Source organism: Chitinophaga oryzae, from assembly GCF_012516375.2.
GTDB lineage: Bacteria > Bacteroidota > Bacteroidia > Chitinophagales > Chitinophagaceae > Chitinophaga > Chitinophaga oryzae.
Map to the genome: position 1 here is coordinate 2,597,423 of NZ_CP051204.2, position 25,691 is coordinate 2,623,113.

22 protein-coding genes are annotated in these 25,691 nt (G+C 51.0%); 10 read left to right on the plus strand and 12 right to left on the minus strand.

What is annotated here, in order from left to right; all coding sequences use genetic code 11:
* Positions 1–21 precede the first annotated feature (21 nt).
* A complete protein-coding gene (locus tag HF324_RS10925; protein ID WP_168859779.1) occupies positions 22–1,878 on the minus strand; it encodes an alkaline phosphatase in 1,857 nt (618 codons plus the stop codon).
* A gap of 155 nt (positions 1,879–2,033) precedes the next feature.
* Positions 2,034–2,579: an RBBP9/YdeN family alpha/beta hydrolase gene (locus HF324_RS10930; RefSeq protein ID WP_168802500.1), complete on the minus strand. Its 546-nt coding sequence runs from the start codon at positions 2,577–2,579 to the stop codon at positions 2,034–2,036.
* 417 nt (positions 2,580–2,996) lie between these two features.
* Here HF324_RS10930 and HF324_RS10935 point away from each other — a divergent pair, with 417 nt between their 5' ends.
* Positions 2,997–3,794, plus strand: a complete 798-nt coding sequence (locus tag HF324_RS10935) for a DUF4350 domain-containing protein (protein ID WP_168859780.1) — start codon at positions 2,997–2,999, stop codon at positions 3,792–3,794.
* On the opposite strand, the gene queG is transcribed toward HF324_RS10935, so the two are convergent.
* Positions 3,791–4,711 carry a tRNA epoxyqueuosine(34) reductase QueG gene (gene queG / locus HF324_RS10940; protein WP_168802502.1) on the minus strand — a complete coding sequence of 307 codons (921 nt, stop codon included), beginning with the start codon at positions 4,709–4,711 and terminating at the stop codon, positions 3,791–3,793. The genes HF324_RS10935 and queG overlap by 4 nt on opposite strands.
* Before the next feature lie 76 nt (positions 4,712–4,787).
* Here queG and HF324_RS10945 point away from each other — a divergent pair, with 76 nt between their 5' ends.
* The gene (locus HF324_RS10945) at positions 4,788–6,797 is read left to right on the plus strand and encodes a DUF3858 domain-containing protein (RefSeq protein WP_168802503.1); all 2,010 of its coding nucleotides are present in this window, start codon (positions 4,788–4,790) and stop codon (positions 6,795–6,797) included.
* Between the two features lie 3 nt (positions 6,798–6,800).
* A complete protein-coding gene (locus HF324_RS10950; RefSeq protein ID WP_168859782.1) occupies positions 6,801–8,702 on the plus strand; it encodes a DUF3858 domain-containing protein in 1,902 nt (633 codons plus the stop codon).
* Positions 8,703–8,805: 103 nt separating this feature from the next.
* Here the strand turns inward: HF324_RS10950 and HF324_RS10955 are convergent, their stop codons facing one another.
* Positions 8,806–10,092, minus strand: coding sequence for an OmpA family protein (locus HF324_RS10955; protein WP_168802505.1), 1,287 nt, complete (start codon positions 10,090–10,092; stop codon positions 8,806–8,808).
* 398 nt (positions 10,093–10,490) lie between these two features.
* On the opposite strand from HF324_RS10955, the gene HF324_RS10960 reads away from it, so the two are divergent.
* From HF324_RS10960 to HF324_RS10975, 4 genes are read left to right on the plus strand one after another with little or no spacing between them, the layout of a single operon-like run.
* Entirely contained in the window at positions 10,491–11,594 is a 1,104-nt protein-coding gene (locus HF324_RS10960; protein ID WP_220101296.1) for a hypothetical protein, read from the plus strand.
* Positions 11,595–11,608: 14 nt separating this feature from the next.
* The gene (locus HF324_RS10965) at positions 11,609–12,814 is read left to right on the plus strand and encodes a quaternary amine ABC transporter ATP-binding protein (RefSeq protein ID WP_246269490.1); all 1,206 of its coding nucleotides are present in this window, start codon (positions 11,609–11,611) and stop codon (positions 12,812–12,814) included.
* Positions 12,815–12,825: 11 nt separating this feature from the next.
* A complete protein-coding gene (locus HF324_RS10970) occupies positions 12,826–13,659 on the plus strand; it encodes an ABC transporter permease (protein WP_168859784.1) in 834 nt (277 codons plus the stop codon).
* 8 nt (positions 13,660–13,667) lie between these two features.
* Positions 13,668–14,513, plus strand: coding sequence for a glycine betaine ABC transporter substrate-binding protein (locus tag HF324_RS10975; RefSeq protein WP_168859785.1), 846 nt, complete (start codon positions 13,668–13,670; stop codon positions 14,511–14,513).
* 134 nt (positions 14,514–14,647) lie between these two features.
* Here HF324_RS10975 and HF324_RS10980 read toward each other — a convergent pair whose 3' ends face one another.
* Entirely contained in the window at positions 14,648–15,496 is an 849-nt protein-coding gene (locus tag HF324_RS10980) for a serine protease family protein (protein ID WP_168859786.1), read from the minus strand.
* Complete coding sequence (locus HF324_RS10985; protein ID WP_168859788.1) at positions 15,493–17,004, minus strand: right-handed parallel beta-helix repeat-containing protein; 1,512 nt, start codon at positions 17,002–17,004, stop codon at positions 15,493–15,495. Before HF324_RS10985 ends, HF324_RS10980 begins: the two co-directional genes overlap by 4 nt.
* 206 nt (positions 17,005–17,210) lie before the next feature.
* On the opposite strand from HF324_RS10985, the gene clpB reads away from it, so the two are divergent.
* Both clpB and HF324_RS10995 read left to right on the plus strand, forming a co-directional pair.
* Positions 17,211–19,811, plus strand: a complete 2,601-nt coding sequence (clpB, locus tag HF324_RS10990) for an ATP-dependent chaperone ClpB (protein ID WP_168859789.1) — start codon at positions 17,211–17,213, stop codon at positions 19,809–19,811.
* Positions 19,812–19,925: 114 nt separating this feature from the next.
* Complete coding sequence (locus HF324_RS10995) at positions 19,926–20,405, plus strand: nucleoside deaminase (RefSeq protein ID WP_168802510.1); 480 nt, start codon at positions 19,926–19,928, stop codon at positions 20,403–20,405.
* A gap of 110 nt (positions 20,406–20,515) precedes the next feature.
* Here the strand turns inward: HF324_RS10995 and HF324_RS11000 are convergent, their stop codons facing one another.
* The 4 genes from HF324_RS11000 to HF324_RS11015 form a co-directional block, all read right to left on the minus strand.
* Positions 20,516–20,863: an anti-sigma factor family protein gene (locus tag HF324_RS11000; protein WP_168802511.1), complete on the minus strand. Its 348-nt coding sequence runs from the start codon at positions 20,861–20,863 to the stop codon at positions 20,516–20,518.
* Between the two features lie 17 nt (positions 20,864–20,880).
* A complete protein-coding gene (locus HF324_RS11005; protein ID WP_168802512.1) occupies positions 20,881–21,462 on the minus strand; it encodes an RNA polymerase sigma factor in 582 nt (193 codons plus the stop codon).
* 156 nt (positions 21,463–21,618) lie between these two features.
* A complete protein-coding gene (locus HF324_RS11010) occupies positions 21,619–22,737 on the minus strand; it encodes a tetratricopeptide repeat protein (RefSeq protein ID WP_193114991.1) in 1,119 nt (372 codons plus the stop codon).
* Positions 22,730–23,299, minus strand: coding sequence for a sigma-70 RNA polymerase sigma factor region 4 domain-containing protein (locus HF324_RS11015; protein WP_168802514.1), 570 nt, complete (start codon positions 23,297–23,299; stop codon positions 22,730–22,732). The genes HF324_RS11010 and HF324_RS11015 overlap by 8 nt, the downstream gene beginning before the upstream one ends.
* A gap of 91 nt (positions 23,300–23,390) precedes the next feature.
* Between HF324_RS11015 and HF324_RS11020 the strand changes: the two genes are divergently transcribed.
* A complete protein-coding gene (locus tag HF324_RS11020; protein ID WP_220100722.1) occupies positions 23,391–24,167 on the plus strand; it encodes a C40 family peptidase in 777 nt (258 codons plus the stop codon).
* Between the two features lie 95 nt (positions 24,168–24,262).
* Here the strand turns inward: HF324_RS11020 and HF324_RS11025 are convergent, their stop codons facing one another.
* The gene (locus HF324_RS11025) at positions 24,263–24,802 is read right to left on the minus strand and encodes an inorganic diphosphatase (RefSeq protein ID WP_220100723.1); all 540 of its coding nucleotides are present in this window, start codon (positions 24,800–24,802) and stop codon (positions 24,263–24,265) included.
* A 235-nt stretch (positions 24,803–25,037) separates the two neighbouring features.
* Positions 25,038–25,517, minus strand: a complete 480-nt coding sequence (locus HF324_RS11030) for a DUF4878 domain-containing protein (protein ID WP_168802515.1) — start codon at positions 25,515–25,517, stop codon at positions 25,038–25,040.
* Positions 25,518–25,691 lie beyond the last annotated feature (174 nt).

The following is a 25,691-nucleotide window of genomic DNA, read 5'->3' on the forward strand; positions in this document are numbered from 1 at the left end:
TTTTATCTTAAAAATCTTTGCTTACTTAGTCGCTTGGCGAGAAACCTCCATGGCTTTTAGTATCTTCCTGAAGATTTCATTATTCTCATATACACCCTGGAAATCCTGGCTGTTAGGCCCGTAAGCAAACACCATCACCGGAATACCGGTATGGTCGTTGGTAGCGAAGTGGCCGCGCAGCGTACCGTCGGCAATGCTGCCGTCCATCAGCGCAAGGCCGCCGGTTTCATGGTCTGCCGTTACAACGATGGTGGTCTGTTTGTCTTTATCCGCGAAACGCAGCGCCTCTCCGATGGTATCGTCGAAATCGAGCATTTCACGCACGAGATAGTCAAGATCGTTGTGGTGACCGCCATGATCGATGCGGGAACCTTCCACCATCAGGAAAAAACCTTTGCCGGACGCGCTGAGCTGTTGCAACGCTTTTTTCAGTGCGTCTTTGAGATATGAACCGCGGCCGTCGCGCATAGAGGTAACGGTTTTGTCGGAAAGGATGACCAGGGTACGGCCTTGTGTGGCAGTGTCCCAGGCGCTAAGATCATCGTAGAAGCGGATGCCGGACTGGGCAAGCGTCTGCCGCAGGTCGCCCTTTACATCGCGGGCGAAGTCCTCTTTGCCACCGCCGACAGCCAGATGCAGCTTACTGTCGATCAGCTGCTGATGAAGCACCTGCGTGTTGTCACGGTCGGCAGTGTGACCGTAAAAGCCGGCCGGCGTGGCGCCGGTGATTTCTTCGGTCACAATCACGCCGCTGGGAATGCCTTTGGCAGCCAGGATCTCCGGTAACACCGGAATGGCGTGGTAGGTATTGTCCATACCGATTTCCCGGTTATTGGTTTTGCTGCCGGAGCTCAGCGCCGTGGCGCCTGCAGCGGAATCCGTATGGTAATTATCGGTGGAAGCAGTTTTGGATAAGCCCAGCTGCCGCATCCGGAATAAATTCAGATCGCCTTTGTTGGCGGTGTAACCGGCGAACATCTCGGCCAGGCCGGTACCGTCACCGATGAACAGGATCACGTTTTTGGATCTCACACGGGTGGCGTCCGACGCATAGGTCGGCGTATATACAGGATGGGCGGGCAGGTGGCCGGTGCTGGTACGGTCAGTGTTGCGCAACACGTCCGCCAATTCTTCGGGATAGTCGGTGCCAATCACATCTGCGCCCAGGTCCATCAGCTTATAGTAGCATGTTTTCGCCGATGGCGCGCCCCAGAAGCGGAAAGGAAAGCCCTGCTGGTGTACCCTGGAGATAACGCCTTTCACTTTTTCCAGTTCTGCCGGCAGGAAAGTGCCTTTACCGTTCCATTTGCTGTACAGGTGAAAGTCGGTGCTCACCAGCGCCACGCGCTGTTTTGCAGCTGCGGGATAGGTGCTGTCCGGACGGCCGTCGAAGTAAAAGAGTTTGTCAAAGTCTCCCCAGGCGCTCACCGGCGGGATGTTGCCGGAAAGAATCACCTGTACGGCATTGGGATTGACAGACGGATCGAAGTACTGACGATAGGGCTGCAGTAAGGTCTGCAACGCCTGCAATGTAGGAACGCCGGCGGTTTTAAGGTCTATCAGCAGCCGCAGCGGAGTGCCGTCTGCATAAGCTTTACCGTCGTTCAGCATAAACTGCCGGACCACCGGTTCAAGGTACAGTGTTTTAAATGTGCGGTTGGCCCTGATGTCTCTGCTGTCATGGGCTACATACAGTTCGCCGTCTTTCAGGTGAATGTCGGCCTCGATATAGCCAAATTGCAGGGCCGCAGCCTGGTAAAAAGGCGTTTTACGTTCATAGTCGTTATGGGAGTGGGCGTTAGCCAGGGTGTAGGTTTTCGTTTGGGCGTAGGTGTTAACCGACAACCACGCGCTGCATAAAAGAAGAATTTTTTTCAATTGTCTGAATTTTAACGGCTTAACCAGGAAAAAAGAAGGGGCAAAGGTAGTTGCTGAAAGGGTTTCTGCAGGGCCCCCTGTTTTATGTTTATGTTAATTGTCCACCTTGATTGCCTGTAGAAAATCGATTTAGGAGATAGCGGTAAAAAAACAGGCTACAGGGTAGGCCAGTTTTGTACCAGTTCTTTCAGCAGCCGCTGGCCCTCCAGCCATTCGCCCAGGTTGGAAACGGCGTTGATGTGGCCTTTGGCTCCGGCATTGACAAACCGGCTGTCCCATTGTGAAGCGAAAAAGGAAGCCCGGGTAATAGTGCAATACTCGTCATCCGTACTGGCCACCACAATGCTGCGGAAAGGCAGCTTTTGCAAGGGGATAGGCGCGAAACCGGTCGCTTCCGGCGGGAAGCCGGGCCTCTCCGCATCTGCCGGCGCCACCAGCAAAGCGCCGGTGATGTGCAGACGGGTCTGCTGCGCCCAGTGCGCCATAGCGATACAGGCGAGGCTATGTGCCGCAACCACCACCTGCGGGCCGGCTTTCGCCACGGCAGCTTCAATGGCCGCCACCCAGTCGGCACAGACGGGATGGTCCCAGGAACGCTGCTCTATCCGCTGCGTACCGGGTATGGACTGCTCCCACAGGGACTGCCAGTGCAACGGACCAGAACTGCCCAGGCCGGGAGCTGTCAATACTTTTATTTCCATGGTAAAACGGTTGAGAAGTGTTTAAGTTGGTTGCTGAAGATAGCGCTTTTGCATCATTTCCGGAAATACTCCCCATCGGAAAACTTCTTCCGGCGCGTATAGCCGCTATGGTTATATCCCGAAAAAGAAAAAAGGTCGAAAGAATTCGACCTTTATCGCTAAAATTCCACGTTATGGCACTCAGGTCCATAAAAAGCTGAATCAGTTACCTTCCGGCAAAGCCGGGTTATATATAATTGATTAAAAGCGTTTACCGGGTACAAAAGTAGGTGATGCTAAATCCATTGTCAAGTATTTAGCAGATATTATTTTGTTAAAAGATAAATGAATCTTGTTAACAATATATGGGGATAATTTAATACGATACTATCACGCTTTACAGAAATATGCTGTATTTTATCGCCCAATTCCATGTTAATGATGAAACGTTTTCTTTTCCTCACAGCAGGCTGCCTGCTCTCCGTTTTCGCCGCCAATGCCCAGCGGCAGCCGGTGGTGACGCTTGATTACCACTATAACTACGAACACAAAAAGGACAAAGCGGGCAACACCAACCGCTGGCACTATATCTGGGATGAAGATGACAGCGGCGGACTGTCCCTGTGGGGCCATATTTTCGATTCGCTCGGCATCCGCCGGGATACCCTTCATGAGGCACCTACAGCCGTCAACCTCCGGCACTCTGATATCTATATGATCATCGACCCGGACACGGACAAAGAATCGCCTGACCCTCACTACATGACCCCCGCAGCGGCTAAAGTTATCTACAACTGGGTAAAAGCCGGCGGCGTACTGGTGCTGCTGCAGAACGACTCCCTCAATGCGGAGTTTGATCACTTCAACATACTCAGTGAACAGTTTGGTATTCGTTTTAACGGCGACAGCCGCAACCGCGTACAGGGCCGCAACTGGGAACAGGGCGCTTTCGTGTTGCCGCAGGACCATGAAATTTTCCCCGGCGTCGGGAAAGTATACATTAAGGAACTCTCTACACTGACGCTGAAAGCCCCGGCCAGAGCGGTATTTAAGGATAATGGCTACAATATTATGGCGGTGGCCAAAGTAGGGAAGGGAACCGTCTTCGCCGTCGGAGATCCCTGGTTCTACAACGAATATGTGGATGGTAAAAGACTGTCGGCAGACTACCGCAACTACGCCGCGGCGGCTGCCCTCACCGCCTGGCTTAAAAAACAGGTACCGGCAAAACGTTAGGGTTTGGTGTTCAGAAACTGAAGGTTCCGGCGGATACCGGCGTACTTACTGCGTTTTAACGGGGAATGCCGGAAGATCTCCCGGAAAGCCTCTTCGGTCATGTCTTCCCAGTCCTGCGTACTGAAGTTGAGGATAGCCGGCACCGGGGTGAAAGCAGCCTCGGAATGCGCTTGGGAAAAACGGTTCCACGGACAAACGTCCTGGCAGGTGTCACACCCGAACATCCAGCCGTCAAACTGCCCCTGCATGTTGTCGGGGATCAGCTGCTCTTTCAGCTCTATCGTAAAATAAGAGATACAACGGCTGCCATCTACCACGCCGGGGGATACCAGCGCCCCGGTGGGACAGGCGTCGAGGCAACGGGTACAGGTACCGCAGTAATCACCTACCGGGCTGTCATATTCCAGGGGGATGTCCGTGATCAGGGTGGCAATAAAAAAGAAAGAGCCGGCCTGCTTGTGGATCAGGTTGCCGTTCTTGCCGATCCAGCCAAGGCCGCTACGCCGCGCCCAGCTTCGCTCCAGCACCGGAGCGGAGTCCACAAAGCCGCGTCCCTGTACCGGCCCGATATGCTCCTGCATCCGCAGTAACATCGTCTTAAGCCGCGCCCGTATCACTTCGTGGTAATCCTGCCCGTAAGCATACTTGGAAACTTGAGGAGCGTCGGGCCGCTGCCGCTCCGAAGGAAAATAATTAAATAAGAGGGTAATCACTGACTGCGCACCTTCTACCAGTTTCCGGGGATCTATCCGCTTGTCGAAATGGTTCTCCATATACTGCATGTTGCCATGCATCCCCTTATTGAGCCAGCGCTCCAGCCGTCGGGCGTCGTCGTCCAATTGCTCCGCCCGCGCTATGCCGCAATGGTCAAAGCCCAGTTCTGCCGCCAGCTGTTTGATATATAAGGTGTTGTTCATTGCTGCAAAATTACGGATAACATAAACGCGAGCGGTAATTTCCATTATCTTCGTGCCCAAATCCCCTTATCCCTGTATGAACTTTAAATCCGGTTTATTAACCTTTGTTCTGGGTTGTCTGTGTACCATTGGAACCCTGGCGCAGGATGCTGCCAAAATCAAATATGGTAAAATTTCCAAAGAAGACTTTAATGTGGCTGCTGTCGCCGGAGATTCCGGAGCACATGCGATCGTCCTCTCAAAGATCGGGTCCTCCCGCTTTGAATCGGATGGAAGCGGGCTTCGCCTGGTCTATAAAGTGCATACCCGCATTAAAATCATCGATAAAAACGCCTACGACCTGGCTACGGTCAAAATCGGGCTGTATAAAGGAAGCTCCGATGAGGAAAAACTGCAGAACCTGAAAGCCGCCGCTTATAGCCTCGAAAACGGGGAAGTAGTGGAAACGAAGATGGATAGCAAAAACATCTTCACCGACAAACAGGATAAAAATATGGTGGTGAAGAAATTTGCCATACCGGCAGTAAAGGAAGGTTCTATCATCGAATACTCCTATACCGTGCTCTCTCCTTATTTCCAGTACCTGCGGGCCTGGGACTTCCAGGGAGAATACCCCGTGCGCTACAGCGAATACAGCGTAGGCATCCCCGAATACTTCGATTACATGCAGATCCCCCAGGGATATGAAAAGTTCGTCTTCTCCAAAGAACAGAGCCGCACTACCATGAGCTTCCGGACAAACAGCCACAACGCGGGCCAGTCAGAGGTAATCACCGTAACGCCCTCCGTCACCATTTATAAATGGTACCTGAAAGATGTGCCGGCTATCCGTGATGAAGATTACATCACCACCACCGATAACTATATCAACCGGATGGAGTTCCAGCTGTCTTCCATCAACTGGCCCAACGAGCCGTCCAAGCCGGTGAGAAGCACCTGGCCCAAACTGATGGAGGAACTGATGAAAGATGAAAACTTCGGCTCCGCCCTCGGTAATAACAACGGCTTCCTCGGCGACGTGGTAGACGGTCTTACGAAAGACGCTAAAACAGACGCTGAAAAAGCCGCCGCCATTTATCACTGGGTAAGAAGCAATTTCACCTGCACAGAACAATCCGGCGTATGGATCTTCAGAAGCCTGAAAACCATCTTCAACAGCAAAAACGGTACGACCGCGGAAATCAACCTGCTGTTGACTGCCATGCTGAAACGGGCCAAACTGGATGCCTACCCGGTACTCCTCAGTACCCGGGACAATGGTCACATCTACCCGTTCTATCCGTTGCTGTCCCGCTTTAACTATACCATCACCGGTGTAAAGCTGGACGAGAAGTTCGTCAGCCTCGACGCGTCTGATCCGCTGCTGGGATTTGCCCGCCTCTCTCCGCGTTGCTACAACGGGCCCGCCCGTATCGTGGACGAAAACGCTAACGGCGTGTCTTACGAAGCCGATTCCCTGCGCGAACAGAAATTTACCAGCGTGATGTTTGGCAAGATCGAAAATGGCATGTTGGAAGGCTCTTTCCAGCAAAGACCCACCTACTTTGAATCTTACAAAGTCCGCAAAATAGTACAGGAAAAGAACCAGGATGAGTTCTTCGATAAAGTACGTAAAGGTTTTGTTGGGGAAGTAGAGCTGGCCAACAAGGAAGTGGAAGACCTGAAAACACTGGAGTCCCCGGTAATGCTGAAGTTCGATTTTAAAATCAAACTGGATAATGACGAGATGATCTATCTCAACCCCATGCTCACCGAAAACAACCGCACGAATGTCTTCAAATCGGCGGAACGCAAATTCCCGGTGGAAATGGAAGCGGTATATGACGAAATTTATTCCATGAACATGGACGTGCCGGAAGGCTATGAGGTGGAGGAACTGCCTAAATCCGCCATGGCCAAATACAATGAAGACGAGGGACTCTTCCAGTACCTGGTCCAGCAGCAGGATGGCCACATACAGCTGCGCTCCCGGGTGAAACTGAATAAAGCCAACTTCGCCCCGGAAGATTATCCTTCGTTGCGTGAGTTCTTTGACCTGGTAGTGAAAAAACAGGCAGAACAGATTGTATTAAAAAAGAAAAAATAACCCATGAAATTATTGTCATCCCTTGCAGCCGCTTTATTCTGCTGTACCAGGCTGATGGCCGGCGACCCGGTGTATCCCGCAAAGGCTATCCCGGACTCCATGCAGCAAAACGCCCACCTGGTGAAACGGTTTGAGGAAATTACCCAAACCATCTCCGGACCCAGGGAAGTGAACGTGGTAACCCGGTATGTGCTGACGGTACTGGACCAGGAAGGGGCCGATGCCACTATGCTCGTCAGAAGCTATAGTAAACAGGTCGATGTAAGGTCCATCAGCGGGGCGTTGTATGACGCCGACGGTAAACTGATAAAAAAACTGAAACAGTCAGATATCAAAGACCTGAGCGTAGATGGCGACGGCAGCCTCATGACTGACACCCGCTACAAAGTACACCGGTTCTATCATAACGTCTACCCCTATACGGTGGAGTATGAAGTGGAGGAGCGGCTACATAACACCTACAACCTCCGCTCATGGATGCCGCAGGCAAAAAAAGACTGTACCGTAGAGTCTTCCCGCTTCACAGTGGTAACGCCGGCGGACTATCAGTTGCGTTACCTGGCTTCCGGTGTGGGCGACAAACCGGCGGTGACCGAGAAAGGGAAACTGGTGTACACCTGGGAAGTAAAGAACGTGCCTGCACTGGCAGACGAGCCTTATTCCAAAGAGTTCGTGGAACTGAGCGCCAATGTGCTCATATCGCCCTCCGCTTTCAAAATTGATGATTACGAAGGCAACGGCGCCACCTGGGAAGGGCTGGGCAAATTCGGTTACACCATCAATGCCGGACGCGACGAGCTGCCGGACAATATCAAACAGAAGGTGCATGAACTGATTGCCGGGCAGTCCTCCAAAGCACAGCAGATACAGACGCTCTATAAATGGTTGCAGCAAAACTACCGTTACATCAGCATCCAGCTGGGAATCGGCGGACTACAGACCTTCGACGCCAAAACCGTGGCCGCCAAAGGTTATGGCGATTGTAAGGCTTTGTCCAATTATATGATGGCGCTGCTGAAAGAAGCCGGTATTAAATCGTATTGCGCCTGGGTGAAAGCCGGGGATGGTGAGAAATATCTCAACGAAAAATTCCCGGACGACGACTTCAACCACGTAATCCTGTGTGTGCCGGATAAAGACACTACCTGGCTGGAATGTACCAGCGGTACGCTCCCCGCAGGATACCTCGGCGGCTTTACGTCAGACAGGGCCGTGCTGCTCCTCACGGAAGAAGGCGGAAAACTGGTGCATACCCCGGCGATGGGTATGCAGGACAACCGCCAGGTGCGTACGGTCAATGCCGTGATGCAGGACAACGGTAATTTGAAGGTTTCTTCCGTAACTCTGCGCAGCGGGGAAGAACAGGAAGACCTGCATCATATCCTGCATGTGCTCAGTAAAGACAAGCAGCTGGAGGTAATGCGTAAATCCCTGGACCTGTCCAGTTATGATGTTGGTAAGTACGAATGCAGGGAGAAGCCTGCGCTCGTTCCCGAGATAGAAGAGCAGCTGGACCTTAGCTGTAACGCTTATGCAACGGTAACGGGTAAACGGATTTTTGTGGTGCCTAATATCCTGAACCGGAGCATCCGTAAACTGGATGCCGATAGCAACAGGGTTTCCGACCTGGTGTTGAAATACGCGTTCATGCATACAGACTCTGTTACCATCACGGTGCCGGAAGGATATAGAGCAGAAGCGCTGCCCGCGCCGGTGGCGCTGCAGACCAAATTCGGCAGCTACAGCGCCGTGGCCACAATGAAGGGGAATACTATCACCTACATCCGTAAACTGCAAAGGAAAGCCGGTACTTTTCCCAAGACAGACTATAATGAGTTCGCAAAGTTCTATACCACCATTTACCGGGCAGACCGCAACCGGATGGTGCTGGTAAAACAGGAATAGACAATTACGAATTACGAATTACGAATTGAGGGCTGCTTTACAAAGCGGTTATTTAGTAACCGTCCTATAAAGCAGCCCTCAATTCGTAATTCGTAATTCGTAATTATTTCTCCCGTACGCTCACGGAAATATGCCTGTCTTTTTTCCTTTCTTCATCAGGTGCGGTGGCGGCAGCTTTGGCGAACTGAGAACCATAGCCTTCTGCGCCGAGCAGCTGTTTCATATCAGCCTTTTCGTTTTTGAGCGCATTTTCCACCGCGGCGGCGCGTTCCTGTGACAGTCTCAGGTTCTGCGTACTATCGCCGGTGCGGTCGGTATAACCACCGATTTTTATTTTGGATTTAGGGAAAGCTTTGAGAATCGCGGCGATGTTTTTTACCTGCGTCATACTTTCTTCTGTGATCACGGCGCTGCCGGTTTTGAAATTGAGGTTGTCAAAGTCAAACCAAACATCCTTGCCGGCGGGGCGGGTGTCGTCTTTCAGGAAAGTCACCAGCTGGTCTTCGATGCCGCCTTTGTAAGCCTGCAGTACAGTGCCGTCGGGCAGGGTCACCTGTATGCTTTCACGGGCAGAGTTCATCGGTTCTACGTTAGTGACATGTGTTGCTGCCGAATCAGCGAGCTGGCTGGTGGTGATACTATCAGTGACAGTAGTGCCTTCCGGGTTCTTGCCGCCGCAGCCTTTCATCAGATACCACAGCAGGATAATGGCGACCAGCAACAGGAGCAGTGACCATATCCAGCGGCCGCCACCGCTTTGTTTAACCGTGTTAACGGCCGCATTGGCAGCACCGATACCCACTCCGCCAATTCCGGCGGCGATGCCGCCCAGTTTTTTACCGAGATCGCCCAGGCTGGAAAGACCGAGGACACCGGCGAGGTTGAGGCCGCCCGGTACGGCGTTCAATATGCTGTCTTTCTGTGTGTTCAGGAAAGAGAGGAATGAATTGGGAGTAAGGTTGTTTTGTGCCGCATATTGTCCCGCCGCGCCCAGCGTGGCAGGAGTGGCTGTTTGCAGCAGGGTGCTGGCAGATGATTCCTTGATGCCTGCAAAAGAAGATAACATGCCAGTAATGGAGCTGATCTTATCGCCAAAAAGGCTGCGCAGCAGATCGCCTCCTTTGGCCAGCAGGCCGCCGCCGCCACTTTGCAGGGCGCCCGCCACGGCAGATGGATTGGCGTCGCCGGCTACCCCTTTGATCATATTCAGTAAACCACCGGCATCTCCACCAGAACCGGCTTTGTTCAGCAGCCCCGTTAATACAACCGGTATGATCCCACTTAATGCTTTTTGAATGCCGCCTTCGCTCTCTCCCAGTTGTGAGGAAGCCTGACTAACGACACTACTGTTAAAAATACTTTTTGCACTTTCAAGTAAGTCAAATGACATAATTGTAGGGTTTAATGATGAAGAAATTTGCTGGAACAGATTGGAATTCAACTGCCCTTATAACAATCTCTTCTGCCGGGTTGTTTGATGTTTTTCAAAAAATGCTTGGCAACTGAGCCTTTTTTTCGTATTTTTGCAAAGCTTAACGCAAAATCCGACTGTTTAAAGTGCCTTCCGAGCACACCGCATTACGCTATAACGGTCAATATTTATTGGAAATTTGATCATTTGTCGGGCCGTTTCGCGCCCGGTTTTCCTTTTACGCTCGCTGTCAACAGTACAGTGGCATGCTCATAGGTCCCCTATGTCGCCCAGGAACAGATCAGCTTAAACATATTAAATAATTAATGGCTATGATGAGATCATTGCATTGGTTGTTGCTATGCTTATTGCTTCTCTTGCCTAGTTTGGTCATTGTTGCACAGGATAGTACGGATACCAGAAATACGGACAAACCCACTTTTCACATCGGCGGAGCGCTGCGCTTCAACTATAACCTCTCCTCGTGGAAAAAGGAACAGATGAAAAGAGGCGGTGACTTCGGCTTCGATATGTTCCGCGTCAACGCGGACGCCTCCTGGAAAAAATTGTCCCTCCACGCGGAATACCGCTTCTACTCGAAAGATTTTGGCGGTAGCTTCCTCAAGGAAGGATATGTACGGTATAACTTCAACGATAGTACGCATGTGGACATCGGTCTCACACAAGTACCCTTCGGCAATGTGACCTACAACTCCCACAGCTGGTTTTTTAACCTGCCATATTATGTGGGCAAGGAAGATGATTATGATATGGGTATCAAGTTCCAACGCCGCGCCAACCGCTGGCTTTACCAGCTGGCGTTCTTTAAAAATGCGGAAGAACTCAATTTCGGCGATAAATCAGCCACCGACCCCGGCCGCTACTCCTACGACGCCGCAGGCCGTAACAAAGAAGTCAACCAGGGAAACGCCCGTGCGGAATATTTCCTGGACAGGGATAATAGTATAGGCGCTTCCGTTATGCTGGGCGGATTGTACAACATCCCCTCAGGAAACATGGGAAGCCACTGGGCGGCCGCGGTACACGGTAATCTTAACAAAGGCCGCTGGAACCTCAAGTTGCAGTCCATGTACTACCGTTACAACGTTGCCGACTCCGCACAGCTGGCAGGATATGTTGACATGGCGGCCTATGGCGCGTCTTACCAGGTAGCGTCAGAAGCATTCCTGCACACTGCCTCGCTGTCATATACACAACCCGTACACTGGGGCCCCGTCAGTGCACTGACGTTTTATAACGACTACTCCTATATGCAGAAACAGGTCAAAGGCGCCCACGACTCCCGGATGAATGTACTGGGATGTATGATCACCGCCGGCCACGTCTTTACCTATGTCGACTGGGCCGCCGGTAAAAACCATCCCTGGCTGGGGCCTGTGTGGAATGAGGCTTTGGCCGCCGGCACACCCGATGCCCGCTGGCACAGCCGCCTGAACCTGAACATCGGGTACTATTTCTAAACGTTAAAATCACGATGATGCCTAAACTTAAAATAGATAACCTTACGCTGATCTTCGGCCGCGAACAACAGGAAGCGCTGCAGCTGCTCCAACAGGGTAAGTCAAAAGCGGAAATACTGGAACGCACCGGCGCTACGGTGGGAGTGAAAAACGCTTCCTTCGAAATTGAAAAGGGAGAATTTTTTGTCATCATGGGGCTCTCCGGCAGCGGTAAATCCAGCCTGCTCCGTTGTCTCAACCGCCTCATAGAACCGAGCGCCGGCAAGGTGTTGCTCAACAACGTGGACATCACGGCCCTCCCGGACGCGGACCTGCAAAAGGTACGCCGTAAGGAAATTGCCATGGTATTCCAGAAGTTCGGCCTCCTGCCACACCGCTCTGTTCTGGAGAACGTGGCGTTCGGACTTGAACTGCAAGGCATGCCGGCGGCTGAACGGCTGGAGAAAGCACGTAACGTTATCGAACTGGTAGGCCTCAAAGGATACGAAAATATGCTGCCGGCAGAACTGTCGGGTGGTATGCAGCAACGCGTGGGGCTGGCCCGTGCGCTGGCCAACGAGCCGGAAGTACTGCTCATGGACGAAGCCTTCTCGGCACTTGATCCGCTGATCCGCACACAGATGCAGGACGAACTGCTGGACCTCCAGGAGAAAATGCATAAGACCATTGTTTTTATCACCCATGACCTGGATGAAGCCATCCGCCTGGGCGACCGTATCGCCATCATGAAAGACGGAGAAGTCATCCAGATCGGTACCCCGGAAGAAATCCTTACCGCGCCCGCTAACGAATACGTTAGCTCGTTCGTGGAAAAAGTGGACCGCAAGGCGATCATCACTGCCTCTTCCCTGATGGACACCAAGCCTACCACGGCGGTGTTCCGCAAAGACGGCCCGGAAGGCAGCCTGCGTAAGATGAGGGCCACCGGCCTGAAAATTCTGCCGGCGGTAACGGTTGATAAACACTTCCTCGGCTTCGTATACCTCCACGAAGTACTGGAAGTAAAACAACGGGGCGATAAAACAATTGAAGCGGTGATCCATCGGGATGTGCCGGTGGCGCATCCCGATACGACCGTGGAACAAATGCTGCCTTTCATTGCAGAAACAGATAAACCGGTAGCGGTGGTGAACCCCGCCAATAACAAGCTGCTGGGGCTGATATCCCAAACTTCCCTGATTATTGAAACCACGGGTAGCCAGGCTAACCCGCAAGCATAAACGAATTTTGTATGATTAGAATCGGAAAATATATTGAACAATTTATCAATTGGCTCACGCACAATTTCAGCCCCTTCTTTAAGATGGTGAAAGCGGGCGTGGAAACAATGGTAGATGGCGTAGTTGGGTTGTTCACCATCCTGCCGTTCTACGTGGTGATCGCGCTGCTGGCCATTCTTGCCTGGAGAAGGGCCGGATGGGGCATTGGGGTGGTGACTTCGCTGGGCCTGACGCTCATCTACATGATGGGCTACTGGGCGCCTACCATGGAAACGCTCTCCCTGATACTGGTGTCTGCTTTTATAGCCCTGATCATCGGCATCCCGCTGGGCATATGGGCGGCAAGAAGCAAAACAGCCGGCCGCGTTATGCGCCCGCTGCTCGACTTCATGCAGACTATGCCGGCTTTCGTATACCTCATCCCGGCAGTGCTCTTCTTCGGACTGGGGAAAGTGCCAGGCGTGTTCGCGACCATTATCTTTGCTATGCCGCCTGCAGTAAGACTGACTACCCTGGGTATCAGCCAGGTGCCGGAAGATATTGTGGAAGCTACCCGCTCTTTTGGCGCCACGCCACGGCAGCTGCTCTTTAAGGTGGAACTGCCTTTGGCGCTGCCTACCATCCTGGCGGGTGTTAACCAGACCATCATGATGTCACTGTCTATGGTGGTGGTATCTGCAATGATCGCTGCCGGCGGTCTTGGGGAAATAGTGCTGAAAGGGATCACCCAGCTCAAGATAGGGCTCGGCTTCGAAGGCGGTATCGCCGTAGTGATACTGGCCATCATTCTCGACCGCATTACACAATCATTCGGTAAAAAGAAACAAAAGAAAAACGCTAAATAAATATACGTATGAAAAAGATTTTCCTCGTTGCCCTGGCGGCGGTAACGCTGACCTTCGCTGCCTGCCAGCAGGGCGATAAAAAAAGCGGTAAGAAAATTACCATCGGATATGTCAACTGGGCGGAAGGTGTAGCCATGACCAACCTGGCCAAGGTGCTCCTGGAACAGCAAGGATACACGGTAACACTTAAAAATGCAGACGTGGCGCCCATCTTTGCGGCCGTAGCCGGCGGCGACGCAGACGTGTTCATGGACACCTGGATGCCCGTTACCCATAAAACTTATATGGAAACCTTCGGCGATAAAGTCACCGTGCTCGGTACCAGCTTCGACAGCGCCCGGATAGGCCTGGTAGTGCCTGACTACGTAGACGCCCGTACGATCGGGGACCTGGATAAATACAAGACGGCTTTTGACGGTAAAGTAGTCGGTATCGACGCCGGCGCCGGTATCATGGCCAAAGCAGAAGACGCCATCCGCGCGTACGGACTGGACTACGAGCTGCAATCCTCCTCCGAAGCCGCCATGATGGCCACACTGAAGAAAAATATCGATGAAAAAACGCCGGTGGTGGTTACCGGTTGGGCGCCCCACCATATGTTCGCCCGTTATAAGCTCCGTTTCCTGGAAGACCCTAAAATGGTGTTCGGTGAAATGGAGAAAATCATGACGATCGCTAACAACGAATTCACCGTAAAAGACACGGCAGCAGTCAACTTCTTCCGTAAATTCAAACTCAACAGCGAAGCGTTAAGCTCCCTCATGAATGCAATGGCGGATGCTGACGGCAGGGAAGAAATGGCCGTGAAACAATGGATCAGCGAACACGAAGCGCTGGTGAAAGAATGGATGTGAATTTTTTGATTTAGGATTTTTTGATTTTGAGATTTTTGGAATAATAAAAGCGAAGAACAAAGCGTATTAATTTACTCACTTTGTTCTTCGCTTTTATTATTCCAAAAATTCCAAAATACGTAAATCAAAAAATCTCAAAATCCCAAAATGATTTGCCGCTGGTCCCTGAAAATAGTCAGTGTCGCGGGCTTATCACCTTCACGGGTATACGCTTTTAGAAGATCTTCCACATTTTTTACAACTGTATTTCCTGCTTTTAAGATAACATCTCCCGCCTGTAGCCGGTAAGGAAAATTATCCGGTATGCTGATAAGATATACGCCGTTATTGTCCGGTAAGCCCGCTGCGGAGCGTTCTCCCAGTGTTTCGATGTTTTTGACGCGGGCGCCCAGCCAGGTGGTTTCGGAGGTGCCGATCAGGTGCTGTTGCTGTAGTACCGGCAACGGCGCTTTTTTCGCCAGCAAACGCAGCGCAGGCGATACTACGCCGAAGCTGTCCATCGGGAAATTGTTGAATACCATCCGCAGGGCGGGAGACGCGGCTTTTACGCGGTAATCGCCACCTATCGGGTTAACGAACCCGGGATCACCGGCAACGGAGTGCCGGTCCGTTTCCGCCGGAAGGGCGGCTTTGTCCGGGAAAAGATTAAAGTCCAGCTCATCGCCCCAGTAACGGATGCCGATGGGCTTGTAGGGCCCCGTTACGATATTATGCCGGAAGACATCATGGCTGTTTTTAAACCATACATGCGGGTGGAAGGAGTTGTTGAGGATGACATTGTTCTCCACGGTCCTGTAAAAACCTTCTCGCAGTTTAAGGCCGCCGTTGAGGCACACATTGTTGTAGATATAATAATTGGAGGACCCGTCGTCCAGGTCGATGTCCCAGCCATGATCGCAGCGGAAGCGGTTGTGATGCAGCCGCGTGGTGTGGACAGCGTCCAGCAGGATCAGTTCCGGATGGGCTTCTGTAAGGTCGTTCATGACGCTGCGGTCCGGATGCCAGTACCGGTCCCGCCCCAGGAATTAAAGGCGCCATGGTCGCCGGTTTCCAGCACGGTATTAAATACATCGTTGTACGCAATATCGTGGCCGCCGAAAGTGCCTTCGCTCACGTTGATGCCTGCACGCGGTACGTCATAGATGCTATTGTGCAGCACGCTGATGTTCATGGCCATAGACAGCTGAATGCCGGCGGTCTGCTTTTCGATGGTGCCGGTGCGGTAAATCAGGTTGTCATAGGCGGTACAGGAATCAGGATAGTGACTGGTTTTGGGGCCGCGTACGGTGTCGATGGCTGCCAGGGGCTGCGATTCGTTGTATTCAAATAACGGGGAACGGACAGCGTCCGGGCTGCCGACAAAACAGATGCCGCTGCCGCCGGCGTCGTGGATATGGCACCCGCTGATGGTAGCGTGACGGTTATAATTGCTCACGAATACGGCGTTACCGCCGTTATGGTCAAATTCGCAATCCCGGACGGTGCAGTTTTCGGTGCCGTCCAGCAGGATAGTGCCGCCCCGGTAGATGGTCCAGTCGCTGCGCAGCAGCGGTTCGCGTGTATCCATAAACGTGGGGGCGGTATGTGCAAGGCGCAGGCCCGCGATCGTCACATTCCGGACAGGGTTGTCGGCGGTGCCTTTCAGCGCGATGACCTGCGGCAGCCTGGACACCACCACGCTGGCCCCGGACAGCCGCGTGCCCGGCGCGGGTTTATAATACAGCGTTTGGGCCGGTTGGTCGTAGTACCATTCCCGTGCAGTGTCCAGTTCTTCGAAGATATTCTCCACGAAACGGCGGGAAGCATGCATTCCCATCGGCCGGTTGTTCTGGTAGCCGCCTTCCATTTGCAGGCTGTAGTCCGGGTTCACCCCGGTGATGCGGTAATGATAGCCGCCCCATTCTCCCTTGTGCAAGGCATGTACATAGCCGCCCTGCGGATGTTTCCACGTCTTTACCCTTTCGGGGCTGACAGCGTCGGCGGCGCTGCCGTTGTAATGCTGTGCGCTGCTGTCGTAGTTGGGATAACGGGCGCGTATCTGCTGTATGTCGTTGATATATAAGTGATCAAACGTATAGGGCAGCGCCAGTTTGGCTTTATAGATGCCGTTTTTCCAGCGGCGCCATTTTACTTTAACAGGCTGGCCGCCACTCAGCGTAACCATGTCTCCCGGGTGGGCGGGCATGATCACCACCGCACCGTTACCGTTAGCCAGCTCCGGGGTAATGACCAGCGTGCTGTCGGGGTAATAGGCGCCGGGTTCCATAAATACTACGGCCAGCGTTTTTCCGGGGTAACGTTGCCGGTTCTCCCGAAGAACGCCCTGCAACCGGGCTGCCGTGTATACGTTGCCGTACAGCTTCGTGCTGTGGCGGTTTTGGGTGCCTACCGGGATATAAACGGTGTCGTTAGACAGGCGTTCCTGTGCCGTGGCGCCCGGTGTGCCCGTCAGGGCCGCTAACAGAAGGACATAGAGGCGGATTACTTTCATCGCTCACATATTAGATAAACGCTAATATACGGCGTTGATTCGATGGCGTTAATGCTATTTTAGCAGTTAATAACCTTATCTTCTGCTAAAAATGCAGAAAATTTATAGCTAATATGACATAATTTCCGGAAAACAACATTGGTGCAGGCTTTGTTAATACTACAGCACGTTTGTAAATCACTAAAAAAGGAGCAAAATATCAGTATATGAATCTGAATAATTTCACTATAAAATCGCAGGAAATACTGCAACATGCTCAGCAACTGGCATTCAACAATCAAAACCAGGCGATCGAAACAGGGCACATCTTAAAAGCGCTGCTGGAAGATAATGACAGCCCGGTGGAATACCTGCTGAAAAAGAACGCTGTTAATACCACGTTGCTCAATACCAAACTCAATGAGCAACTGCAGAAATATCCCAAAATGGTAGGCGGTGAAGCCGGACAGGTACTGAGCCGCGACGCCAACAACGCATTACTGCGTGCCGGCGCTACCATCAAGGAATTCAAAGACGAGTTTGTAAGCGTGGAACATCTGCTGCTGGCCATCCTGGGCGGTAGCGATGATACTTCCAAACTGCTGAAAGACGCCGGTCTCACCGAGAAAGGCCTGAAAGCAGCCATCAAAGAATTACGAAAGGGCGAAACCGTGAGCTCCCAATCCGGCGGCACCCAATTCAACACCTTACAGAAATACGCCAAAAACCTGAACGAGCTGGCCCGCGAAGGCAAGCTGGACCCGGTGATCGGCCGCGATGAGGAAATCCGCAGAACGCTGCACATCCTCTCCCGCAGGTCTAAAAACAACCCGATACTGGTAGGGGAGCCCGGCGTAGGTAAGACCGCTATCGTAGAAGGACTGGCACACCGCATCCTCAATGGGGACGTGCCGGAAAACCTGAAATCAAAAACCATTTACGGCCTCGACATGGGCGCACTCATGGCCGGCGCCAAATACCGCGGTGAATTCGAAGAGCGACTGAAAGCAGTGGTAAAGGAAGTGACGGACAGCGACGGCGACATCATCCTCTTTATCGATGAGATCCATACCCTGATCGGCGCTGGCGCCATGGAAGGAGCAATGGACGCCGCCAACATCCTGAAACCGGCCCTGGCCCGCGGTGAACTCCGTGCCATCGGCGCTACCACGCTCAATGAATACCAGAAATATTTCGAGAAAGACAAGGCGCTGGAACGCCGCTTCCAGAAAGTACTGGTGGACGAGCCCAGCGTAGAAGACGCCATCTCCATCCTTCGCGGCCTGAAAGAAAGATATGAAAGCCATCACCATGTGCTGATCAAAGACGAAGCGATCATCGCAGCCGTGGAACTGTCTCACCGTTATATCACCGACCGCTTCCTGCCCGACAAGGCCATTGACCTGATCGATGAGAGCGCAGCTAAACTGCGCCTGGAAATGAACTCCATGCCGGAAGAACTGGATGAACTGGAAAGAAGGATCCGTCAGCTGGAAATTGAAAAAGAAGCGATCAAAAGAGAAAATGATGAAGATAAACTCAGGGAACTGAGTGAAGAGATAGCCCGCCTCGGCGAAGAACGGAATACGTTCAAAGCCAAATGGCAGGCAGAAAAAGAAGTAGTGGACAAAATCCAGGCGGCTAAATCAGCGATCGAAAACCTGAAACTGGAAGCCGAACAGGCGGAACGTAACGGCGACTTCGGACGCGTGGCAGAGATACGCTACGGTAAAGTCAAAGAACAGGAGAAGCTGGTCCAGGACCTGACCGATGAACTGAGTAAAATATCCGAACACAATAAACGTCTTCTTAAAGAGGAAGTAGATGCGGAAGACATCGCGGAAAATGTGGCCAAAGCTACAGGCATCCCGGTGGCGAAAATGATGCAGAGCGAAAAAGACAAACTGCTGCACCTCGAAGAAGAACTGCACCGCAGGGTGGTAGGACAGGAAGAAGCGATCATCGCCGTGTCCGACGCCATCCGCCGCAGCCGCGCCGGTCTGCAGGACCCGCGTCGTCCGATCGGCTCCTTTATCTTCCTGGGTACCACCGGTGTGGGTAAAACAGAGCTGGCCAAAGCACTGGCGGAATACCTGTTCGATGATGATCAGATGATGACCCGCATCGACATGAGCGAATACCAGGAGAAACATTCCGTAAGCCGCCTCGTGGGCGCGCCTCCGGGATATGTGGGATACGATGAAGGCGGTCAGCTGACCGAAGCCGTACGCCGTAAACCCTACTCCGTAGTACTGCTCGATGAAATCGAAAAAGCACACCCGGATACCTTTAACATTTTGTTACAGGTGCTCGATGATGGCCGTCTGACAGACAACAAAGGCCGCGTGGTGAACTTCAAGAACACCATCATCATTATGACCAGCAATATGGGCAGCCATATTATCCAGGAGAATTTTGAAAACATTAACGATTCCAACAGAGAGGAAGTAGTAGATAAAACCAAAGAAGAAGTAATGGCACTGCTGAGGACCACCATACGGCCGGAATTCCTCAACAGGGTGGATGAAGTGATCATGTTTCAGCCACTGATGCGCGATGAAATTAAAGGAATAATTAACATTCAGTTACAACAACTGAAAGACATGGTGGCAAAAAATGGCATGATATTGGAATTTTCTGACTATGCAATGGAATATCTTTCTGTACAGGGTTATGACCCGCAGTTCGGTGCAAGGCCGCTGAAAAGATTAATCCAGAAAGAAATCATCAACCTGCTCAGCAAAAAGATACTGGCAGGGGACATTGATAAATCCAAACCCGTACTGATCGATGTGTTCGACGGTGTGGTAGTGATCAGAAACAAATAATACAAGCAATTCTAAATACGACGATACATAGTTAACGATAAACCCCGCGATTCTTCGCGGGGTTTTTTTATGCCTTCTTTTCGGTAAATTTGAATGAACCAATATTGTTGTCCTATGATAGGGGAAAGAGAACGGAAATTCATGCAATACGCGGTGTCGTTATCCCGCAGGGGAATGGAGCAGGGCGACGGCGGCCCTTTCGGGTCTATCGTAGTAAAAGGAGAGGAGATCGTAGGAGAAGGATGGAACCAGGTGCTGTGCGAAAATGATCCTACCGCCCACGCGGAAGTAATGGCTATCCGCAATGCCTGCAAAAAGTTAGGTACCTTCCAGCTCACAGACTGCGAAATCTACACTTCCTGCGAACCTTGCCCGATGTGCCTGGGCGCGATCTACTGGGCGCGGCCTTCAAAAGTGTATTACGCCAATACCAAGGAAGACGCTGCCGCTATTAACTTCGACGACTCCTTCATTTACCGGGAAATCACCGTGCCGCATGATGAAAAAAAAATCCCGCTGATTGAACTGCGGGATCTTGATGCGCTGAAAGTATTTCAGGAATGGAAAGCGATGAATAATAAAACACTCTATTGAAATTTTGAGATTTCGGGATTTTGGGATTTTGAGATTTTTGATGTTGGAATCTATCCACTGTCATCACTCGCTGCATTTCAAATCTCTACATCCCTAAATCCAAAAATCCCTCAATGAGAAAAGTGGTAAGCCCAGAATAACGCCAGTACCAGGAAAATGATACAGAGAATGATAACGGTAAGGGATATATAATTTTCTGTTTTCCGGCGGGTGCGGTATTTCTTCCGTAATTTTTTCAGGACTTCCCATCTCATTTCGCTGAGCCAGCCGGGAATCTTTTCTTTGTCTTTGATATCAGACAGGCCTTCCAGTGCTTCACTGCAAAATTCACAATCCGTCAGGTGCATTTCCACCTCGTGCCGCTCTTCAGCAGACAGCTTGCCCTGCACATAGTCCAGTAGCTGCTGTTGTGTAGGACAGCCCGTAGTGACAAAGATATCATTGAAATGCTCGTTCATATCGCTATTGATGCAAATTAACGCTTGTTTGCGCGTTGTTGTTTTTCCAGTATTAATTTAAGATTACGCTTGCCGTTCTGGATGTAGCTTTTTACCTGCAACAGGCTGAAGCTGGTCTGGTCAGCTATTTCCTGGTAGGATTTTTTTTGCAGGTAGAAGAGTTCTACACAGACTTTCTGTTCCGGGTTCAGGAAATTAAGGGCCTGCTCCATGCTGTTGAGCAGCACATCCTTTTCCTGGTGTGACCGCTGGTCTTCCGGATCAGCGGCTAGCTCCCCCGCATGTTTATCGGTAATCTCTTCCCGGTATTTCAGATGCTGCTGCCGCAACTGCATCAGGCAATAGTTCTTGGCGACCTGGTATATCCAGGCGCGAAAAAACTGTATCTCATGTTTGTTGACGTCAGACAACACCTTGAGAAAGATCTGTTGCACGGCATCGCGCGCATCTTCTTCGTTTTTCAGGTATTTCATGCACATACCCAGTAATAACAGGGCATAGCGGTCAAAAAGCACACCTATCCATTCACTGTTCTGATCAGTTTTGAACCGTTGCAGTAACTCCTGGTCCGTCAGTTGTTGTATCGCTGAATTATTCACAGGCTAAAAAGAATGCTGTCTGTAAGATGCAGACAGCCATAAATTCCACAAAATCAATTACGAATTACGAATTACGAATTACGTGAATTGCCAGGTTATCAGGCAACCAAGTTACTAAATAACCCCAAATTCGTAATTCGTAATTCGTAATTGATTTTACATGCTGTCCAGTGCTTGTTGCGCGCTGTTTTTAAGGGAGCCGTCCATCCGGATGACTTCGCGGAACATACGGCGGGCCCTGGCCATCTGGCCTTTACTGCGGTAGCAGATCGCCAGTTGATAGGTGGCCATTTCCGCGTATTTGCCGGAGCTGTTGGAGGCAATTCTTTTGTACCTGTCAATCGCCTCGCTGAGGTTGCCCTGTTGCTGATAGACCATGGCAGCTTTATAAAGGTATTCGTCGCTGTTGATGGGCTCGCCGGGCTGCTGGCTTTCTTTTTTCGGTTGGGGGGCCGGTTCTTTCGGCTCCTGTTTGGGGGCTGGCGCCGGTTCCGGTTTTTTATCGTTGTTTTCTTTTTCCTTTTCTTTCTCTTTTTTCAGAGAGTCCTGTTGTTTCTGTAGCGCTTGCGCTTTACGGATGCTGTCGGCGGCCAGCTTTTTCTGCTGCGCTTTCAGTGCAGCGGCTTTAGCTTTGGCGATGGAATCTGCTGTGGCGGCCGGTACCGGTACCGGCGTTGGTTTGGCCGACGCGAGGGTATTAGGTGTCGTGGTAGCTGCGGGCTTCGCGGAAACCGGTGTGGCGGCCGTTTGATGGCCGGGGGCCGGTGCGGGCTGTTCCGTGGTCACAATAGGCTGACTGGCCACTTCCCCGGCAGGGGCGGTGGCGGAATCGGCGGCCGGTGGCTGGGCAGACGCCAGCATGCGGGGTGGCGGCGGCGGCTGGTTGCGGAGGTGGCCGCGTAAAACATATACGCTGGCTACCCCGATCACGAGAAAGGCGACCAGCCAGAAATACACCAGCAGGCTTTCCTTGGTCTTTTCCTTTTTGGTGTATTGAGCTACCTTATGGACATGCGATACCGGTTGTATACTATCCTGTATATAACGCTGAAGTTTTCCGGTCAGGTCCTGGTACTGCTCATTACCGGCTTCCTGTTCCAGTGCCTGCAAGGCGCCAAAGCACAGGTCGCAATCAGTAAGGTGCTGTTCCACGAGATGTTTTTCAACGTCTGTCAGTCTCCCTTCCATATAACGGGGCAACTGATCTTTGCTGAGACAACGGATACCGGAAAATACCTTTAAAATTTTTTCATTGTTTGGCTTACTACTAAACATAACCCTGATTCATATATAGCTTGGCAAGTTTCCCTTTGGCTGCTTTCAGCTGGTTCCTGAGTTTTTCACGTGTTAATCCCCTGGCAGCGGTCAGATCGGCAAAGCTTTTATTATCAATATAGAACTGCGTTATCAGATCACGGTCGTCGGCATTCATGCGTCCGAGGGCCTGTTCGAGCCTTACGGCCAGGTCCTGGCGGTCGATGATGTTGGTACCTGCTTTTTCGACTTTGTTCTCAATATGCAACAGGTCCCTGCCATCCCGTGACGGGTAGAAGGGAATATTTTTGTCCGGACTATTGAAATATGTTTGCTGAATATGCAATATCCATTCGTTGGCTTTGTAGATCGTTTGGGTTTTAAGACTGGCGCTGAGCCGCTGCAACAGGGTGGGAAAGACTACGTTGGGGTCTGGCTTCGGGGCTTTATTCAGATAAGGCAGTGTAATGGCGACCAGTAAATGACTGTACCTGTCCATTAGTACACCTTCTGCTTCCCGGTCTTGTTTCCGGGCACGGGATATAAGTTCCTTATCTGATAAATTGGTTAACTGTTGGTGCATAAACTTATTACTCTATATTTACGTATAAAAGCGGAAAAAGTTCATTCAGACGCGAGAATATTGGATTATAAAACGGAATTATACAATTAATATGCCATACGCGATCGTTGTGGTGCCTGTAGCGCCGCTCAGGGCTACCGCCGCACACAGAAGTGAGATGATTTCCCAGCTGCTCTGGGGCGAAGGAGTGGAAATCATCAACACCGCCCCCGACGGATGGGTGGAGGTGATAAACCAGTACGACGGCTATACCGGCTGGGCTTCTCTCTCTCACCTCGAAGAGGTATCCGAAGACATTTATCACGCGCCGGCTACTCACTACCTGCCGGAATGGAGCAATGAAATACTGCTCAACGGCCAACCTATGATCTTACCCTTTGGCTGCCTCCTGAAAGGGTATACCAACCTTTCCGCAAAATGGGGAAATGTACAGGTGACCTTACTGGAAAAACCCCATGTATTGCCCGCTGCAGGAAGTCCGGTAAATGCGAAACATCTGCTGGCAGATGCAATGAAATTTCTGAATACGGCTTATCTCTGGGGCGGCAGGAATGTCTTTGGGGTGGATTGCTCCGGGTTTGTACAAAATGTTTTCAAACTGTCGGGGATACCATTGCTCCGGGATGCATCACAACAAGCCACGCAAGGTACCACGGTCGACTTTCTGCAGGAAGCACGGCTGGGGGATCTCGCATTTTTCGATAACCCCGAAGGAAGGATCACCCACGTGGGCCTGTTGCTCAACGATCACGAAATCCTCCATTCTTCCGGCAAGGTACGCATAGATCCGATCGATAACCAGGGCATCATTAACGCCGATACCCACATCAGAACGCATCAGCTGCGGATTATAAAAAGATTCTTCTAAAATTTTCTGATTTTCGATTTTTTGATTTTGGAATTTGGAGGAGACATCCGGCAAAATCTCAAAATCAAAAAATCGAAAATCAGAAAATGATTTATTTAGCTCTGTTTAAAGATCTTTCTGTAGTCTTCAAAGCTCTGGATAATGATCTTTTCAGCTTTTTCCTTGTTCTGGAACTCTTCCACGATCACTGATTTCTTTTCCAGTCTTTTGTACTCTTCGAAAAAGTGTCTCATTTCGTCGATAAAATGAGGGGGCAGTTCGGAGATATCGTTGATGTGGTTTACGCTCATATCATTGGCTGCCACCGCGATGATTTTGTCATCCGCTTCGCCGCCGTCAACCATCTGCATCACACCGATCACTTTCGCTTCGATGATACACATAGGTACGCACTCCACCTGAGACAGCACCAGGATGTCCAGCGGATCATGGTCGTCGCAATAAGACTGTGGAATGAAACCGTAGTTGGCAGGATAATATACAGAGGAATATAAAACGCGGTCCAGTTTCAGCAGGCCGCTCTCTTTGTCCAGTTCATATTTGGCACGGCATCCCTTTGGAATCTCGATAATGGCATTTACAATGTGTGGCACCTCTGATCCGGGACTCACACTGTGCCAGGGATTTGTCATCATAATAATCTACTTTTCTGCTTTTAAGGTTTATTGTTCAATATTGTATTAGTGTTAGAAAAGTGAATGCCTTATTCACTTCACTTTTCATGAAGATATGGTCAGCGGTTTCCGTTGTTGGCCTTTGGAAATCAATCACCCCTGCCCATTCTTGCATCGGCAAATTTAAGGCAACTGATGATCAATAGCTAAAAATTATCCCTTTACTGCACAAAAAAGCGCAGTGAAGCGGCAAAAATCATTTAACTGCAGGAACTGCCACGCCGCCGGCAGTAGTGTCCGGCGTTAGTACAGTAGTGGAGTCCAGGCCCTGGCTGGCCGGCGGAATATAGTTAGGTATGATACTTTCAAATGTCAGTGAAATCTTCCATTGACCGCCTTCTTTCACCAGTTGCAACACCTCCTGCTGGTTGGCGGAAGAGTTCTGGATGGTCACGGAAGCTTTGTTGTCGTTTTCTTCCACCGCGACAACCTTTATTTGGGCTTTACGGATCTTATCCCGTTCCGCATCGCTGCGGCGCCCGTCAAAAATAGAGTAAATCTGTATTACCTGCTGAGACTCTTTGGTGGCATAGTCCCTTGCCTGGTCGAAGTTCGAATCCTGTATAGCGTGCATAAATGCCAGCGCTACCTCTTGAGGGGTGGCCCGTTTCTTACAGCTGCTCAGCAGCAGCATTCCCATCACTGCCAGTGTCAGAATTCGACGATAATTGGTCATGCGGTCGATAATTATTATATCACAACAAAAATAGGGTTAAACATTCAAATCTGCAAAGTACTATCACCGCAATGCTGTATCACAGGCTTCCGGACTGAATTATCCCCTTGAAAAAACAGGTAACTTACTGCAAAGACCGTTAAAAAAGCGTTAATATTAAAATATTTTTTGATT